Origin of the sequence: Pseudomonas sp. Marseille-Q1929, assembly GCF_017316265.1 — a bacterium.
In the GTDB taxonomy this organism is placed as follows: domain Bacteria; phylum Pseudomonadota; class Gammaproteobacteria; order Pseudomonadales; family Pseudomonadaceae; genus Aquipseudomonas.
Map to the genome: position 1 here is coordinate 24,942 of NZ_JAFLWU010000015.1, position 16,058 is coordinate 40,999.

Genomic DNA, 16,058 nt, shown 5'->3' on the forward strand with positions numbered 1-16,058 from the left:
GATGGCCCCCAATGTCAGAAGCACACAGTCAAAACGTTCATTACGACTTCATCAAAGCACGCATTCCCACCTGGTTCACCCAGGCATCCGCCCGGCGCCAACAGGAACTCGCCAATCACCCGCTGCAACTGCCTCCCGGGTACGCGAGCGCCAAGTTTGCCTTGGCGGCCGGTCACAGCCGAATGCGCGAAGCCCTGAACGCCATCGAGTCCCGCCTGGGCGTGATCGAAGACATCGTTGCGTTCGCCGAGCCCAAGCTCAAGGCGGCGATCAAGCAACAGTTCAACCTGGATCTGGATGTCCATCGGGTGTATTTCGCGCGTAAATTCCAGCCGCCGAGCCCTGGCTATATCCCCCAGTTTTTGGATGTCGATGAGTCTCGCGAGTCCTCACTGACGGCCCAATACCAGGGGCATTCCCTGCTGGAGGCTGCGTTGGCGAATTTTGAGCCCAGCGAAGAAAAACCGTTGCCTTGCGCCGATTGCCGGATCATCACCACTTGGGGTTCCTATGATGACGAGGTGCTCCCCACCTATGACGTGCTGGCTCGCCACGCCGTGGCGATTACGCCCCATGGGTTTGCCAAACTCTGCCGCACGCTGGATCTGGGCAAGCAATACCAGGCTCATATCCAGGCCGTGGTGCAGCCAGACGATAGCGCCCAACGCCAGGCGCTGGAGCAGCAACTTGAGCAGTTTGCACGCGAGCAACTGGCGCTGGAGGTCGACCTGGCCAGCTTGCGCGCTAGCACGGTCAGCGCCGCCGCCCGCACAATGTTGGCGCAACTGCTGGCCGACCCGGCAAGGGCCATTTTGGACGGCAAGCCTGTGGTCGTTGCGGGGCTGAAGGTGTTTGGCGCGGTCCTGGTGGGGCCGCTGTTGATCGGGCCGCAGCGGCAAGGCAGTCGTCGCGCCGAGCGCCTGGTGGCCTGGTTGCCAAACGACCCGGTGCAGCCGTTGAAGGAATACGCCAACAGCGGCGACTTCATGGCCGACCTGCGCGTGCGATTACACAGCGCGTCCTATCGGCGCTTTTTCAGCCGGTTTATCCCGGCGCGCGAGCAAGGCACGTTTTTTCAACAGTTCAACCGGTTATATCGGCCGGATGAAGGGCTGGGCCGCGACAGTGATTATCCACAACAATCAAGGCTGCCAAATTTACCGGTGGATGAGTTCCTGATCACCGGCAACCTTTGGCATGCGTTGCGCCAGTCCCAGGTCCGCAAGATCTTCGGTGATGCCCGCGCCGTCGCGGTGCCTACCGGTGATGAAAATCGCCAGGCCCGCCTGCAGCGGCTGCAAAGTTATGTGGAGGCGGTTATCAACCTGTGGAGCGTCGCCGCATTTGCAGTGCCAGGCCTTGGCCTGCTGATGCTGACGGTGGGGGCGGCTCAACTGACCGATGAGGTGTTCGAGGGTATTGAAGCCTACGAGCAAAGCGAAATTCGCGAAATGTGGGCGCATTTTTCCAGCGTGGCGATGAACGTGGCCGCTCTGGCGGGTGCTGCCAAGGTGCTGCCGCATATCCAGGCGTCGTCGCTGGTAGACGGCCTCAAACCGGTGACAATGGACAGCGGCGAGCAAAAACTCTGGCGCCCGGAAATTGCCCCATACAAGGCACCCATCACCTTGCCCGCCGACGCACGCGCCAATGACCTGGGCTTGTATACCCACGAAGGCAAGACCGTACTGGCCCACGAGGGCGACGCTTATCAGGTGCGCCATGACCCGCTCACGGGCGATTACCAGATCCAGCATCCAACACGCGCGCAGGCCTACGCGCCGCGCCTGGAACATAACCACGAACAGGCCTGGCTGCACGAGGCGGAACAGCCATTGAACTGGGATCGCCCGACCGTGTTGCGGCGTCTGGGGCAACCGGCGGAGGGCGTGAGCAGCGAGCGTCTGCTGCAGGCGAGCGAGGCCAGCGGTGTCGACGCCGATACGTTGCGCGCCGGTTACCTCGACCATCAACCCACCCCGCTGGCACTGGCCGACACCTTGCAACGCTTCAAAATGGCCGAGGAGGTCGAAAGCTTTGTCGCGCAGATGAAATCCAGCGAGCCGGCGGTATATGCCAAGGCCGATCCGGCGCTGCAAATGGAGCTGTTGCAGCGTCGCGGCATGCTCGGCGATACGACATTGCGCGTGCTGGACGCCGCTGGCAACCGGCTGTGGGATGATCCCGCACCGCCATCGGTGGCACGTCGCGTGGTGGTGCTCGATGAGCGCATGTCAGCCCGGGGCGAGTTGCTCAACGAAGTGCTGTACACCCTGCAAGGCGTGGCCCCGGCCCTGCGCGAATTCCCCGGCGAAGCAGGCGAGCCACTGCCCGAGCGCGCTCGATTGTTGCGCCAGTACCTTGCTGACCAAGCCGAGGCGTTCAAACATACGCTGGTGCAGGAACGCTATCAGGCGCACACCCTTGGCAATGATCCCGATGTCGGCTTGATCCAGGCGGCCTATCCAACCCTGCCGCGCTCGATGGCTGAGCACTTGCTCAGACCCCTCACGGCTGAAGAGTTGCAGACGTTTCGCCGTCGCGGGCGATTGCCCGACAACGTGCACGAAAACGCCCAATGGCAGGTGCAGGAACTGCGCGTGTCACGCGCTTATGAAGGGCTGTATGTCGACGCGCTGGCCAACCCGGACAGCCAGCGACTGGCCTTGCGTACGCTGGAAACCCTGCCCGGTTGGAAACGCGGCAGTCGCGTCGAACTGCGCGAACATACCGCCACCGGGCAACTGATGGATGCCATTGGTGACTCGGCTGCGGCGGAGCGTAAGATCCTGATAATCAAAGAAAACGGTCAGTTCGAAGGGCCCTTGCCTCGCGATATCTACTCGGCGATGTGGCACAGCCTGACCGACGAAGAGCGCCTGGCATTGGGCGTGGCGAATCCATCGCAGTTGAAAGCACTGATTCAGCAATCACCTTTGCCCCGTGGGCTGATGCGTACGGTGTTACTCGAAAACCCTTTGCACAAACCCGCCTACGACCCGTCGATGCGCTTGTTGGGCGGAGCCTTGGGTGTTCGGCGGCAGGTCAGCAATTTGTTCCGTTCACCGCAGGAACGCGCGCGCAGGCTGTACCCGACGCTCTCCGATGCCCAGATCAGCGCCTTCATTGAGTCCCTGGGCACCGACGTCCGGGGCGGGCTGGCACGGTTGGAAGCCGAATACGCCACGCTCGAACGTGACCTGAAACGCTGGGCGCACGCCAATATGCCGCAAGAGGCTGCCACTGCCTTCGACCGCCGTGGCGGGGCCGTCAGGGAATATGCCGACGCCATCAAAGGCTGCTGGCGCCGCGAAACGAACAGCTTGAAAATCCGATCTGGAAGCCCCCTCAACCTGCCGGGCCTGAGCGCCGATTTCAGCCATGTCGATACATTGGTGCTGTGGAACACCCCCTGGACTACCGAGGCACAAACCTTCCTTGGCCGTTTCGGGCAGCTCAAGCATTTGAGCATCGAACGTGCGGCCATGACCGAGCTGCCTGAAGGGCTTGACGCGATGCCACAATTGACCGAGCTGTCGTTATCGGACAATCACATACGTCTGACGCGGGCGGGTGTCGAACAGTTGGGGCGTTTGACCGCATTGGAGGCGCTGAATCTGAGGGGAAATCCCTTGGGCCTGCCATTGGATTTGAGCACCATGCCCCGCCTGAAAATCGTGGATTTGAGCCGTGCCGGGTTACAGCAGTGGCCAACGGGGTTGCGAGAGTTGGGAAAGCTGGGAGGGCTAAGGAGGCTCGACCTCAGCTACAACGAGCTACGTACGATTCCGACAGAGCATCTGAACCCGCCTGCGGAGCACTTCGATAAAGTCGTCAGAATCAACAGCGTCACTGACTTGCGCGGTAACGCGTTGTCGGCGCAAACCATCCTGGATCTGGACAGGTACTGGCTGCGCCTGTCACAGAACCATCCTGAACTGATGGCGCAGGGGCAGGAGTACGCCTTTGCCATTGAAACCCCTGCGATTGCCCGGGTTCGGCGGTTGTTTCCCGATAAAACCATCAGGCAGGCCAGGGCGTACGCCGTGGACCTGGGCGACAGGCTGGAGGCTGAATTGGCCCGGCTCGACCAAGAATTCGACGCGCTCAACCAAGCGCTCGATGCGTGGGTGTTCAGGGGCGGAGGTACCCGCCAGCGTTACGTGCGCATGAGTCATGCGCGGGAGCTGGTCGGCGGGCGTGATGATTGGCACACGGCTAAAGTGCGCATACTCAAGGCCTGGAGGGGAGAGTTGGCGCAGGAAACCGCGCGTGACGGCAGCCCCATCGGCATGGTGCTTGACCTCAGCGACCTGCGGTTGACCAGCCTTCCGGACTTGACCATGGATTTCGAGGGGGTCGGTTCGCTGCAACTCAAGAACATGGGCCTGACGGAGTCACCTGAAGCCTTCCTCTCGCGATTTCGTGGCCTGCGCTGGCTGGACATGTCCAAGAACCAGTTACGCGAACTGCCGCCGGCACTGGGCGAAATGCCCAACTTGACCCGGTTGTTTTTGAGCAATAACCAGATTCGCTTGACCCCCGACAGCGTCCGCACACTGGGCGGTCTGACGCGGCTGAGGGCTCTGGTACTCGGTAACAACCCTCTGGGTATCAGCCCTGATTTCACGCTGATTCCGGACATCCGTTCACTGAACCTGGTCAATACTCGCATCGCCAACTGGCCGCCCGGGCTCGGTTCGCAACCGTTGCTCGACAGCATCCTATTGGACAACAACCTGCTGACCACGTTGCCTGAGGACGTGATAGCCCCGGCAGATGATCAGTTGGCGGCTTCGTTGCCGCTACGCTGCCGTGTCATGTTGAGGGGCAACCCACTCAGCGAGGTGACGTTGCAAGGTATCGCCGACTATCAGCGACGGGTGGAACTTGCCGGCCTGACCTCCAATGCGTACCTCAACGTTCTGATTGCCAGTAGCCACGAGGTGCGCGGCCCAGTTCCCCTGCGTGTTGCGGGGCAATCCTTTCGCCGCTGGGCAGTGGGTGAATTGCCAGAGCGGGTACACGCTCGCCAGGCGCAATGGCTGGAACTGCGCGATCAACCCAACGGCGACGGTTTCTTCCGCATGCTCGACGACCTGAAGGCCGCCGACGGCGGCCATGTCGACCTGCAACGGCGGGTATGGGAGGTGATCGACAGCATCACCGAGCACAGTGTCGAGTCCGATGCGCTGCGTGAGGAAATGTTCACGTGGGCGGGACGTGGCACCTGCTGTGATCGAGCAGCACTGTCGTTCAGTAATGTGGAAATCATGCGAATGGTCTATCGCGCCAAAGTCTCGGCGACCGATGCGACCCAGGGCCCGGTGTTGCTTAAACTGGCCCGTGGGCTGTTTCGATTGGACGAAGTGGAGAAAACCGCCCTGGCGGATATCGCCAAGCGCACGCGTGATATCAACCATGACCCGGCGCTGTCGCCTGAGCAGAGAAGCGCGAAGATTGATCGGCTTGAAGACGTCGAAATCCGCCTGGCTTATCGCTACGGCCTCAAGGGCGAGGAGAAGCTGGCGCTGCCGGGCCAACCGGACTTCGTGCAGTTCGTCGCCATGGGCGGCGTCAAGCAGGCCGACTTGGACAAGGCCCTCAAACGTATCCGTGCCCTGGACAACTCGCCTGAAGAGTTGCAGTCCATCTTGACCCGCGACTTCTGGAAGGACTACGTCGCCAACAAGTATCGACCGCAGTTAGAAGCACAGAGCAAGCCCTACCACGAGCGACTCGCTGCGATGCTTGAGCAGACAGAAAATGACACCCTGTCCGGCGGCGAATACCTGGACCAGGCTAATGCACTGAAAACCCGGTTGGCAGCTGAGGAGACCGCGTTGATCGAAAGCCTGACCCGCACCGAGTTGCGGGAAAACCCGCTGGCCTAGAACAGAAAGTAGCGCTGGGCCATCGGCAATACCTCGGCCGGTTCACACCACAGCAACACGCCGTCGGCCTTGACCTGATAGGTCTGTGGGTCAACCTCGATCTGCGGCAGGTAATCGTTGTGGATCAAGTCGGTTTTCTGCACCTCGCGGCAGCCCTTGACCACGGCGATCTGCTTTTTCAAACCCAGGGCTTCGGGCAATCCGGCGTCCTGGGCGGCCTGGCTGATAAAGGTCAGGCTGGTGGCGTGCAACGAGGCGCCGAAGCTGGCGAACATGGGGCGGTAGTGCACCGGTTGCGGCGTCGGGATCGAGGCGTTGGCGTCGCCCATGAGGCTTGAGGCAATGGCGCCGCCCTTGAGGATCAGGGTCGGCTTGATCCCGAAAAACGCTGGGCGCCACAGCACCAGGTCGGCCCACTTGCCGACTTCGATGGAACCAACGATGTGGCTCACGCCGTGGGTGATCGCCGGGTTGATGGTGTACTTGGCGATGTAGCGCTTGGCGCGGAAGTTGTCGTTGCCAGGGCCGTCGCCAGGCAGTGGGCCGCGTTGTTTTTTCATCTTGTCGGCGGTCTGCCAGGTGCGCGTGATCACCTCGCCGACGCGGCCCATGGCCTGGCTGTCGGAGCTGATCATCGAGAACGCGCCGAGGTCGTGCAGGATATCTTCGGCGGCGATGGTCTCGCGGCGGATGCGGCTTTCGGCGAAGGCCACGTCTTCGGCAATGCTCGGGTCGAGGTGATGGCAGACCATCAGCATATCGAGGTGTTCGTCGATGGTGTTGCGGGTGAACGGCCGCGTCGGGTTGGTGGAGCTGGGCAGCACGTTGGCGAAGCCACACGCCTTGATGATGTCCGGCGCGTGGCCGCCACCGGCGCCTTCGGTGTGGTAGGTGTGGATGGTGCGGCCTTTGAGCGCGGCGAGGGTGGTCTCGACAAAACCCGATTCGTTGAGGGTGTCGCTGTGGATCGCCACCTGCACGTCGTATTCATCGGCGACGCTCAGGCAGTTGTCGATGCTCGCCGGGGTGGTGCCCCAGTCTTCGTGCAGCTTCAAGCCGATGGCGCCGGCCTTGACCTGTTCGATCAACGGCTCGGGCAGGCTGGCGTTGCCCTTGCCGGTGAAGCCGATGTTCATCGGGAACGAATCGCTGGCCTGGAGCATGCGCGCCAGGTGCCACGGGCCTGAGGTGCAGGTAGTGGCATTGGTGCCAGTGGCCGGGCCGGTGCCGCCGCCGATCATGGTGGTGACGCCGCTGGTCAGCGCTTCTTCGATCTGCTGCGGGCAGATGAAATGCACATGGCTGTCGATGCCGCCGGCGGTGAGGATCATGCCTTCGCCGGCAATCACCTCGGTGCTGGCGCCGATGGCCATGGTCACGCCGGGCTGGATATCCGGGTTGCCGGCCTTGCCGATGGCGTGGATGCGGCCGTTCTTCAGGCCCACGTCGGCTTTGACGATGCCCCAGTGGTCGATGATCAGCGCGTTGGTGATCAGGGTGTCGACCACTTCATGGGCGAGCAACTGGCTTTGGCCCTGGCCGTCGCGAATGACTTTGCCGCCGCCGAATTTCACTTCTTCGCCGTAGACGGTGAAGTCTTGTTCGACTTCGACAAACAGCTCGGTGTCGGCCAGGCGGACCTTGTCACCGACGGTGGGGCCGTACATGTCGGCGTAGGCTTGGCGGCTGATTTTCATGTGTGTGCCCTGAAATATTTGTGTTGAATGTGAAATCGCTATCGCAGGCAAGCCAGCTCCCACAGGTGAGTGCATTCCAAAGTGACAACTCGGTCAACTGTGGGAGCTGGCTTGCCTGCGATGAGGCCCTAAAGATCACCCATAACCCGCCCGGCAAACCCAAACACCCGCCGTCCACCGCTCAAATCCACCAACTCCACCTCGCGACTCTGCCCCGGCTCGAATCGCACCGCCGTCCCTGCCGGAATATTCAGGCGCATGCCCCGGCTCGCCGCGCGGTCAAACGTCAGCGCGTCATTGGTCTCGAAAAAATGATAATGCGAACCCACCTGGATCGGCCGGTCGCCGCTGTTGGCCACGCTCAGGCTGATCGTGCGGCGGCCGACGTTGAGTTCGATCTCGCCAGGCTGGATCTGATATTCACCAGGAATCATGCAGGTTGCCCCAGGGTCTTGAAGTAGATGGCGGTCGGGCTGTAGCGCCCGTCCGGGCTTTGGCAGTAGTCGGGCAATTCACCGATTTTGGTGTAGCGCAGCGACTGGTAGAAGGCCTCGGCCGCTGAGCCGGCTTCGGTGTCCAGGTACAGCAGGCCGCGCTTGTGCTGGCGCGCGGCGAGCTCCAGGGTGTTCATCAGCTGCTGGCCCAGGCCGTGGCGGCGTGCGCTGCTGTGCACCAGCAGTTTCTGCACCTCGGCGCGGTTCAGGCCATTGGCTTTCTGGCACAGCGCCAACTGCACGCTGGCGATCACCTGTTCGTCGCGCACCACCACCCACAGCAACAGGCTGGTGTCTTCGATGGCGGCCTGCACGCCGCTCAAATACGTGCGTGCCTGAGACTCGTCAAAGTCGCCCATGAAACCAACGGAAGCGCCGTGCTTGACCGCATCCAGCAACAGCTCGATCAAGCCCAGGCGGTAGTGGGCGAAACTTTCTGCATTGACTCGACGCAGTTGGGTCGCGCTCATCGCTCTCACTCCTTGGGCGGCTCGGCGCCCGGGTTCAAGGCCAGTTGCATGAAGGTCAGGTCCAGCCAGCGGCCGAACTTGATGCCCACCTGGGGCATCTGCCCGGTGGTGACGAAACCCAGGCGTTCATGCAGGCGGATCGAGGCGAGGTTGCCGCTTTCGATGGCGGCGACCATCACGTGTTTGCCGCCGCTGCGCGCGCGTTCGATCAGGGCTTGCATCAGCAGCGGGCCCAGGCCCTTGCCGCGCTGGTCGTTGCGCACGTACACCGAGTGCTCGACGCTGTAGCGGAAACCCTCGAAGGGTCGCCAGTCGCCGTACGAGGCGTAGCCGGTGACTTCGCCGTTTTCCACCGACACCAGGATCGGATACTGCTGCGCCTGGCGCGCGTTGAACCAGGTTTGGCGGTTGGCCAGGTCCACCGGTTGTTCGTTCCAGATCGCCGTCGTATTCAGCACCGCATCGTTGTAGATATCGCGGATCGCCGGCAGGTCGCTTTCAAGTGCATCACGAATCATGGCGGCTTCTCAGGCAATCGGCTGGTGGACGGTGACGAGCTTGGTGCCGTCGGGGAAGGTGGCTTCCACCTGGATGTCCGGGATCATTTCCGGGATGCCTTCCATCACCTGTTCGCGGCTGAGCAGGGTGGTGCCGAAGTGCATCAGGTCGGCCACGGTGCGGCCGTCGCGGGCGCCCTCCATCAGGGCGGCGGAGATGTAGGCGATGGTTTCCGGGTAGTTGAGCTTCACCCCGCGTGCGAGGCGGCGCTCGGCGACGAGGCCGGCGGTGAAGATCAGCAGTTTGTCTTTTTCCCGTGGGGTCAGGTCCATGGTTCAAGGTCTCTCTTAGACTGCATTCTTATAAACAACTGAGATCAAATGTGGGAGCGGGCTTGCTCGCGAAAGCGGTATGTCAGGTAATAAATTTGTTGCTGACCCACCGCATTCGCGAGCAAGCCCGCTCCCACAGTTTTGATCTTCATGTGCTCCAGATTCTAGGTGAAACAGCTTCCCGGCCCAGTAAGGCAGGGCGCAGCAATTTCCATAAATCAATCAGCCATGCCCGCGCCAACAGCGCTTCACTGGTCAGGCAACGCGCCACCAACAGGCCCGGCAATTGGCTCAAGTCGCCGCGAACGGCATGGGGCAGGGCACGGCATTGTTCGAGTAATTCGGGGTCAATCTCGCCCGTCAGCAACAACGTGGCAAACACCGGCCGCCCATCCAGCCCGATCGGCGAGTCGAGCAAGCCATCGGCACCCACAATGCGTTGGCGCTCATGCCAGAGCAACTGGCCGTCACGGCGGATATCGAGGTGTGATTGAAAGTGGCCCAGGTCAAACCGCTCGCCACTGGCGGGGCGGCCGAGGGCGACCACGTCCCAGTAGAGCAGGCGCGCATCGCCTTGCAGCTCGATGCGCGTGGTCAGTTCGGCCTGGGCCGCGCTGAATACGATGGTTTCCTGGGGCAGCCATTCCAGCGTCGCCCCGGCTTCGACCGTCAGATCGAGTTGTTGAAACGCCGGCCCGCTGGCGCGGTACCACTTGGCCGCGCCAGGGCTGGTCAGCTGCGCCCAGGCGCCGCTGCCGACATGGGCGCTGATGTCCAGGCGATCACCGCCGGCAATCCCGCCAGGCGGGTGCACGATGATGTGTTGGCACACCTCGGGGCCTTCGGCGTACAGGTGCTTTTGCACCCGCAGCGGGCCGAGGTGGCGGCGCATCACCGGGCGCGTGGTGTCGCCGAAACGCGCGTAGCCGAGGTTCAGCTCGGCGTGCCAGCTGGGGGTGAACAGGGCAGGGGTAACGGGCAGGTTCATGGTGTGTGCTTTTTATCAGGACGCCACAGATTAGATGGTAACGAGGCCACGCACACCCTCGCTTTCCATATTTTCACCACGGCCCTGGGCGACGATTTCACCCCGTGACATCACCAGGTACTGGTCGGCCAGTTCGGCGGCAAAGTCGTAGAACTGCTCCACCAACAGGATTGCCATATCACCACGGGCGGCGAGTTTTTTGATCACCGCACCGATCTCCTTGATCACCGAGGGCTGGATGCCTTCGGTGGGTTCATCGAGGATCAGCAAGCGCGGACGGCTGGCCAGCGCACGGCCAATCGCCAACTGTTGCTGCTGGCCGCCGGACAGGTCGCCGCCACGCCGGTGTTTCATTTGCAGCAGCACCGGGAACAGCTCGTAGATAAACGCCGGGACTTCCTTGGCCTCGGAGCCTGGGAAGCGCGCCAAGCCCATCAGCAGGTTTTCTTCCACCGTCAGCCGCCCAAAAATCTCGCGGCCCTGAGGCACGTAGGCGATGCCGGCGTACACCCGCTGGTGCGGTTTGAAGCCGGTGATTGCCTTGCCTTCCCAGTTCACCGCGCCTTCTTTGGCCGGCAGCAGGCCCATCAGGCACTTGAGCAAGGTGGTCTTGCCCACGCCGTTGCGGCCGAGCAGGCAGGTGACTTCGCCGACCTTCACGTCAAAAGACAGCCCGCGCAGGATGTGGCTTCCGCCGTAGTACTGGTGCAGTTTTTCGACTTGCAACATATCCAAAACCTCCTCGATCCCCCTGTGGGAACCGGTTCAAATGTGGGAGCTGGCTTGCCTGCGATAGCGATGTATCTGATGCACCGCTATCGCAGGCAAGCCAGCTCCCACATAAAGCAGTCTGTGGCAGCCTTATCGGCCGAGGTAAACCTCGATCACGCGCTCATTTTCCTGCACCTGCTCCAACGACCCTTCAGCCAGCACGCTGCCCTGGTGCAACACGGTCACATGGTCGGCAATCGCGCCGACAAAACCCATGTCGTGCTCCACCACCATCAGCGAGTGCTTGCCCGCCAGGCGCTTGAACAGTTCGGCGGTGAATTCGGTTTCGGCGTCGGTCATGCCCGCCACCGGTTCGTCCAGCAGCAACAGTTGTGGGTCTTGCATCAGCAACATGCCGATTTCCAGGAACTGCTTCTGCCCGTGGGACAACAAGCCGGCCGGGCGCTGTACCGAGGCGGTGAGGCGGATGGTGTCGAGCACTTCATCGATACGGTCTTTCTGCTCGCCACTCAGGCGCGCGCGCAGGCTGGCCCACACGGATTTGTCGGTCTTCTGCGCCAGCTCCAGGTTTTCGAACACGCTGAGGGCTTCGAACACCGTGGGTTTCTGGAACTTTCGGCCGATGCCGGCCTGGGCGATCTGCACTTCGCTCATGCCGGTGAGGTCGAGGTTTTCGCCAAACCAGGCGGTGCCGTGGCTGGGCCGGGTCTTGCCGGTGATCACGTCCATCAGCGTGGTCTTGCCCGCGCCGTTGGGGCCGATGATGCAGCGCAGCTCGCCCACGCCGATGTACAGGTTCAAGTTGTTGAGGGCCTTGAAACCATCAAAGCTGACGCTGATGTCTTCCAGGGTCAGGATGGTGCCGTGGCGCGTATTCAGGCCCTTGCCTGCCGCCTGGCCAAGGCCGATGGCATCACGGCCGCTGCCGGCGTCGAAAATAGGTTCCAGCATGACGTTCCTCATTTCTTCAGCAGCCCGATCACGCCCTTGGGCAGGTACAGGGTGACGATGATGAACAGCGCCCCAAGGAAGAACAGCCAGTATTCCGGGAACGCCACGGTGAACCAGCTCTTCATGCCATTGACCACTCCGGCGCCGAGCAGCGGGCCGATCAACGTGCCGCGCCCGCCAAGGGCCACCCACACGGCGGCTTCGATGGAGTTGGTCGGCGACATCTCGCTGGGGTTGATGATGCCCACCTGCGGCACATACAACGCCCCGGCCAAACCGCACAGCACCGCGCTCAACACCCACACGAACAGCTTGAAGCCGCGCGGGTCGTAGCCGCAGAACATCAGGCGGTTCTCCGCATCGCGCAGCGCCGTCAGCACCCGGCCGAACTTGCTTTGTGCCAGGCGCCAGCCGATGTACAGGCTCGCCACCAGCAACAGCACCGTCGCGACAAACAGCACCGCCCGCGTGCCCGGTTCGGTGATGCCAAAACCGAGGATGCTGCGGAAATTGGTGAAGCCGTTATTGCCGCCAAAGCCGGTCTCGTTCCTGAAGAACAACAGCATCCCGGCGAAGGTCAGCGCCTGGGTCATGATCGAGAAATACACGCCCTTGATCCGCGAGCGGAAGGCGAAGAAACCGAACACCAGCGCCAGCAGACCCGGCGCCAGCACCACCAGGCACATGGCCCAGAGGAAGTGCTCGGTGCCGACCCAATACCACGGCAATTCGGTCCACGACAAAAAGGTCATGAACGCCGGCAACTCATCGCCGGAGGCCTGGCGCATCAGGTACATGCCCATCGCATACCCACCGAGGGCGAAGAACAAACCGTGGCCGAGGGACAACATTCCCGCATAACCCCACACCAGATCCAAGGCGAGGGCGACGATGGCGTAGCAGAGGATCTTGCCCACCAGCGTCAGGGTGTAGGCGGAGACATGAAAGGCGCTGTCGGCGGGCAGCAGCGACAGCAATGGCAGCGCCAGCAGCAGGATCAGAATCACCGCACCTACTGCAATCGTTACCTTGGGGCCGGCCTTTTGCGTGGCCGTGAGCATCAATGGCTGGTTCATCAGTCGATCACCCGTCCTTTCAGTGCGAAGAGTCCCTGCGGGCGTTTCTGGATAAACAGAATGATCAGCGCGAGGATCAGGATCTTGCCGAGCACGGCGCCGATCTGCGGTTCCAGAATCTTGTTGGCGATGCCCAGGCCAAAGGCGGCCATGACGCTACCGGCCAACTGGCCGACACCGCCGAGCACCACCACCAGGAAGGAGTCGATGATGTAGCTCTGGCCCAGGTCCGGGCCGACGTTGCCGATTTGGCTCAGCGCCACGCCACCCAAGCCGGCGATGCCGGAACCGAGGCCGAACGCGAGCATGTCCACGCGCCCGGTGGGCACGCCGCAGCAGGCCGCCATGTTGCGGTTCTGGGTGACGGCGCGCACGTTCAGGCCCAAGCGCGTCTTGTTCAGCAGCAGCCAGGTCAGCACCACCACGCACAGCGCAAACGCGATGATGACAATGCGGTTGTACGGCAGCACCAGGTTGGGCAGCACTTGAATACCGCCGGACAGCCAGGCGGGGTTGGACACTTCGACGTTCTGCGCACCAAACACCAAACGCACCAGCTGGATCAGCATCAGGCTGATGCCCCAGGTGGCGAGCAGGGTTTCCAACGGGCGGCCATACAAGTGACGGATCACCGTGCGCTCCAGCGCCATGCCGATGGCAGCGGTGACAAAAAACGCCACCGGCAGCGCGATCAGCGGGTAGAACTCGATGGCTTGCGGCACATAACGCTGCATCAGCATTTGCACCACATAGGTGGAATAGGCGCCAAGCATCAGCATTTCGCCGTGGGCCATGTTGATCACGCCGAGCAGGCCGAAGGTGATCGCCAGACCGAGGGCAGCCAGTAGCAGAATCGAACCCAGGGACATGCCGCTGAAGGCTTGGCCGAGGATCTCGCCCACCATCAGCTTGCGCTTGACCTGGGCCAGGCTGGTTTCGGCGGCGGTGTGCACGGCGGCATCGGTTTCCACGCCGGGGGCGAGCAAGGCTTCCAGGCGCGTGCGCGCCAGTGGGTCGCCGGTGTTGCCGAGCAAACGCACGGCGGCGAGGCGCACGGCCGGGTCGGTGTCGACCAATTGCAGGTTGGCCAGGGCCAGGCTGAGGGCGGTGTGTACGTCCTCATCGGTCTCGCTGGCGACCTGCTGGTCGAGGAATTTGAGCTGCGCGGGTTGCGCGGTTTTTTGCAGGGCCTGTGCCGCAGCCAAACGCACCTTGGGGTCGGCGGCGAGCAGTTGCTGGCTGGCGCGGACGTTGTCGATCAGCCCGCGCAGGCGGTTGTTCAGGCGCACGGTCTTGGTTTCACCGTTGAGCGTGAGTTGGCCTTGTTGCAGGGCGTCCACCAGCTCGATGCGTGCCGGGTCGGGCTGGGCGGCCCAGTCCTGGAGGAGCTTGGCTTGTTGGGCCGGGTTGGCGGCCAGGAAGTCTTCGGCGTCGCTGGCGTGTGCGGCGAAAGGCAGCAACAGCAGGGCGGCGAGGATGAAGCGGTACAGGGCAGTGGGCATATGATTGGGCCTTGCTCAAACTAATGTGGGAGCTGGCTTGCCTGCGATGGCGGTGGGTCAGTCAACATCGCTATCGCAGGCAAGCCAGCTCCCACAGGGATTGTGTCGGCCTCACGTGCCGACACCCCTCGGGTCAGTTGCTCTTCACGGCGTAATCCGGCTTCTTGTCATTGCCCGGAATGTACGGGCTCCACGGCTGGGCGCGGATTGGCTCCTGGGTCTGCCACACCACCGAGAACTGCCCATCGGCCTGAATCTCGCCGATCATCACCGGCTTGTGCAGGTGGTGGTTGGTCTTGTCCATGGTCAGGGTGAAGCCCGACGGCGCGGCAAACGTCTGCCCGCCCAACGCTTCACGCACTTTGTCGACGTCGGTGGACTTGGCCTTCTCCGCCGCCTGCGCCCACATATGGATGCCCACGTAGGTGGCTTCCATCGGGTCGTTGGTCACGGCTTTGTCGGCGCCCGGCAGGTTGTGTTTCTTCGCGTAGGCTTTCCAGTCGGCGACGAATTTCTTGTTCACCGGGTTCTCCACCGACTGGAAGTAGTTCCACGCCGCGAGGTTGCCCACCAGCGGCTTGGTGTCGATGCCGCGCAGTTCTTCTTCACCCACGGAGAACGCCACCACCGGTACGTCGGTGGCTTTCAGGCCCTGGTTGGCCAGTTCCTTGTAGAACGGCACGTTGGAGTCGCCGTTGACGGTGGAGATCACCGCAGTCTTGCCGCCGGCCGAGAACTTTTTGATGTTAGCCACGATGGTCTGGTAATCGGCGTGGCCGAACGGGGTGTAGACCTCTTCGATATCTTTATCCGCTACGCCTTTGGAATGCAGGAACGAGCGCAGGATCTTGTTGGTGGTGCGCGGGTACACATAGTCGGTGCCCAGCAGGAAGAAGCGCTTGGCGCTGCCGCCTTCTTCGCTCATCAGGTATTCCACGGCCGGGATGGCTTGCTGGTTCGGCGCTGCGCCGGTGTAGAACACGTTCGGCGACATCTCTTCGCCTTCGTATTGCACCGGGTAGAACAGCAGGCCGTTGAGTTCTTCGAACACCGGCAGCACGGATTTGCGCGACACCGAGGTCCAGCAGCCGAATACCACGGCGACCTTGTCCTGGGTCAGCAACTGCCGGCCCTTTTCCGCGAACAACGGCCAGTTCGACGCCGGGTCCACCACCACCGGTTCGAGCATCTTGCCGTTCACGCCGCCCTTGGCGTTGATCTCATCGATGGTCATCAGCGCCATGTCTTTAAGCGAGGTCTCGGAGATGGCCATGGTGCCCGACAGCGAATGCAGGATGCCGACCTTGATGGTCTCGGCGGCCTGGATTGTCCAGGTCATGCCCATGGCGGCAATGGATGCCGAGAGAGTGAAAGCCTTGATCAAGCTGCGACGCTTCATGGTGCAATCTCCGTGACCGATTTTT

12 protein-coding genes are annotated in these 16,058 nt (G+C 62.2%); 1 reads left to right on the forward strand and 11 read right to left on the reverse strand.

Annotated elements, in window-relative coordinates:
* The first annotated feature begins 11 nt into the window (after nucleotides 1-11).
* A complete protein-coding gene (locus J1G37_RS17000; protein ID WP_207043604.1) occupies nucleotides 12-5,894 on the forward strand; it encodes a DUF6543 domain-containing protein in 5,883 nt (1,960 codons plus the stop codon).
* On the opposite strand, the gene ureC is transcribed toward J1G37_RS17000, so the two are convergent.
* The 11 genes from ureC to urtA all read right to left on the reverse strand — a co-directional run bounded on the left by ureC (nucleotide 5,891) and on the right by urtA (nucleotide 16,033).
* A complete protein-coding gene (gene ureC, locus J1G37_RS17005) occupies nucleotides 5,891-7,591 on the reverse strand; it encodes an urease subunit alpha (protein ID WP_207043605.1) in 1,701 nt (566 codons plus the stop codon). The two genes, J1G37_RS17000 and ureC, sit on opposite strands and share 4 nt — an antisense overlap.
* A 128-nt stretch (nucleotides 7,592-7,719) precedes the next feature.
* Nucleotides 7,720-8,025 carry an urease subunit beta gene (locus J1G37_RS17010; RefSeq protein WP_207043613.1) on the reverse strand — a complete coding sequence of 102 codons (306 nt, stop codon included), beginning with the start codon at nucleotides 8,023-8,025 and terminating at the stop codon, nucleotides 7,720-7,722.
* On the reverse strand, nucleotides 8,022-8,555 hold the full coding sequence (locus J1G37_RS17015; RefSeq protein ID WP_207043614.1) for a GNAT family N-acetyltransferase: 534 nt from the start codon (nucleotides 8,553-8,555) through the stop codon (nucleotides 8,022-8,024). Before J1G37_RS17015 ends, J1G37_RS17010 begins: the two co-directional genes overlap by 4 nt.
* 5 nt (nucleotides 8,556-8,560) lie before the next feature.
* Nucleotides 8,561-9,073, reverse strand: coding sequence for a GNAT family N-acetyltransferase (locus J1G37_RS17020; RefSeq protein WP_207043615.1), 513 nt, complete (start codon nucleotides 9,071-9,073; stop codon nucleotides 8,561-8,563).
* Nucleotides 9,074-9,082: 9 nt separating this feature from the next.
* A complete protein-coding gene (locus J1G37_RS17025) occupies nucleotides 9,083-9,385 on the reverse strand; it encodes an urease subunit gamma (RefSeq protein WP_010213535.1) in 303 nt (100 codons plus the stop codon).
* A 148-nt stretch (nucleotides 9,386-9,533) separates the two neighbouring features.
* Nucleotides 9,534-10,373 carry an urease accessory protein UreD gene (locus J1G37_RS17030; RefSeq protein ID WP_207043617.1) on the reverse strand — a complete coding sequence of 280 codons (840 nt, stop codon included), beginning with the start codon at nucleotides 10,371-10,373 and terminating at the stop codon, nucleotides 9,534-9,536.
* A gap of 30 nt (nucleotides 10,374-10,403) precedes the next feature.
* The gene (gene urtE, locus J1G37_RS17035) at nucleotides 10,404-11,102 is read right to left on the reverse strand and encodes an urea ABC transporter ATP-binding subunit UrtE (protein ID WP_207043619.1); all 699 of its coding nucleotides are present in this window, start codon (nucleotides 11,100-11,102) and stop codon (nucleotides 10,404-10,406) included.
* A gap of 132 nt (nucleotides 11,103-11,234) precedes the next feature.
* Nucleotides 11,235-12,068, reverse strand: coding sequence for an urea ABC transporter ATP-binding protein UrtD (gene urtD, locus J1G37_RS17040; RefSeq protein WP_207043621.1), 834 nt, complete (start codon nucleotides 12,066-12,068; stop codon nucleotides 11,235-11,237).
* Nucleotides 12,065-13,132 (reverse strand): urea ABC transporter permease subunit UrtC, encoded by a 1,068-nt coding sequence (urtC, locus tag J1G37_RS17045; RefSeq protein WP_207043623.1) that lies wholly within the window; start codon nucleotides 13,130-13,132, stop codon nucleotides 12,065-12,067. Before urtC ends, urtD begins: the two co-directional genes overlap by 4 nt.
* Nucleotides 13,132-14,634, reverse strand: a complete 1,503-nt coding sequence (gene urtB / locus J1G37_RS17050; RefSeq protein WP_207043625.1) for an urea ABC transporter permease subunit UrtB — start codon at nucleotides 14,632-14,634, stop codon at nucleotides 13,132-13,134. The genes urtC and urtB overlap by 1 nt, the downstream gene beginning before the upstream one ends.
* Nucleotides 14,635-14,767: 133 nt before the next feature.
* Complete coding sequence (gene urtA / locus J1G37_RS17055) at nucleotides 14,768-16,033, reverse strand: urea ABC transporter substrate-binding protein (RefSeq protein ID WP_207043627.1); 1,266 nt, start codon at nucleotides 16,031-16,033, stop codon at nucleotides 14,768-14,770.
* Nucleotides 16,034-16,058 lie beyond the last annotated feature (25 nt).

What these genes read in the sequence shown, in the direction of transcription:
- J1G37_RS17010 (WP_207043613.1), bottom strand. Translation starts at nt 8,025, where the DNA reads ATGATTCCTGGTGAATATCAGATCCAGCCTGGCGAGATCGAACTCAAC.
- ureC (WP_207043605.1), bottom strand. Translation starts at nt 7,591, where the DNA reads ATGAAAATCAGCCGCCAAGCCTACGCCGACATGTACGGCCCCACCGTC.
- urtE (WP_207043619.1), bottom strand. Translation starts at nt 11,102, where the DNA reads ATGTTGCAAGTCGAAAAACTGCACCAGTACTACGGCGGAAGCCACATC.
- J1G37_RS17025 (WP_010213535.1), bottom strand. Translation starts at nt 9,385, where the DNA reads ATGGACCTGACCCCACGGGAAAAAGACAAACTGCTGATCTTCACCGCC.
- urtA (WP_207043627.1), bottom strand. Translation starts at nt 16,033, where the DNA reads ATGAAGCGTCGCAGCTTGATCAAGGCTTTCACTCTCTCGGCATCCATT.
- urtC (WP_207043623.1), bottom strand. Translation starts at nt 13,132, where the DNA reads ATGAACCAGCCATTGATGCTCACGGCCACGCAAAAGGCCGGCCCCAAG.
- urtD (WP_207043621.1), bottom strand. Translation starts at nt 12,068, where the DNA reads ATGAGGAACGTCATGCTGGAACCTATTTTCGACGCCGGCAGCGGCCGT.
- J1G37_RS17015 (WP_207043614.1), bottom strand. Translation starts at nt 8,555, where the DNA reads ATGAGCGCGACCCAACTGCGTCGAGTCAATGCAGAAAGTTTCGCCCAC.
- J1G37_RS17020 (WP_207043615.1), bottom strand. Translation starts at nt 9,073, where the DNA reads ATGATTCGTGATGCACTTGAAAGCGACCTGCCGGCGATCCGCGATATC.
- J1G37_RS17000 (WP_207043604.1), top strand. Translation starts at nt 12, where the DNA reads ATGTCAGAAGCACACAGTCAAAACGTTCATTACGACTTCATCAAAGCA.
- urtB (WP_207043625.1), bottom strand. Translation starts at nt 14,634, where the DNA reads ATGCCCACTGCCCTGTACCGCTTCATCCTCGCCGCCCTGCTGTTGCTG.
- J1G37_RS17030 (WP_207043617.1), bottom strand. Translation starts at nt 10,373, where the DNA reads ATGAACCTGCCCGTTACCCCTGCCCTGTTCACCCCCAGCTGGCACGCC.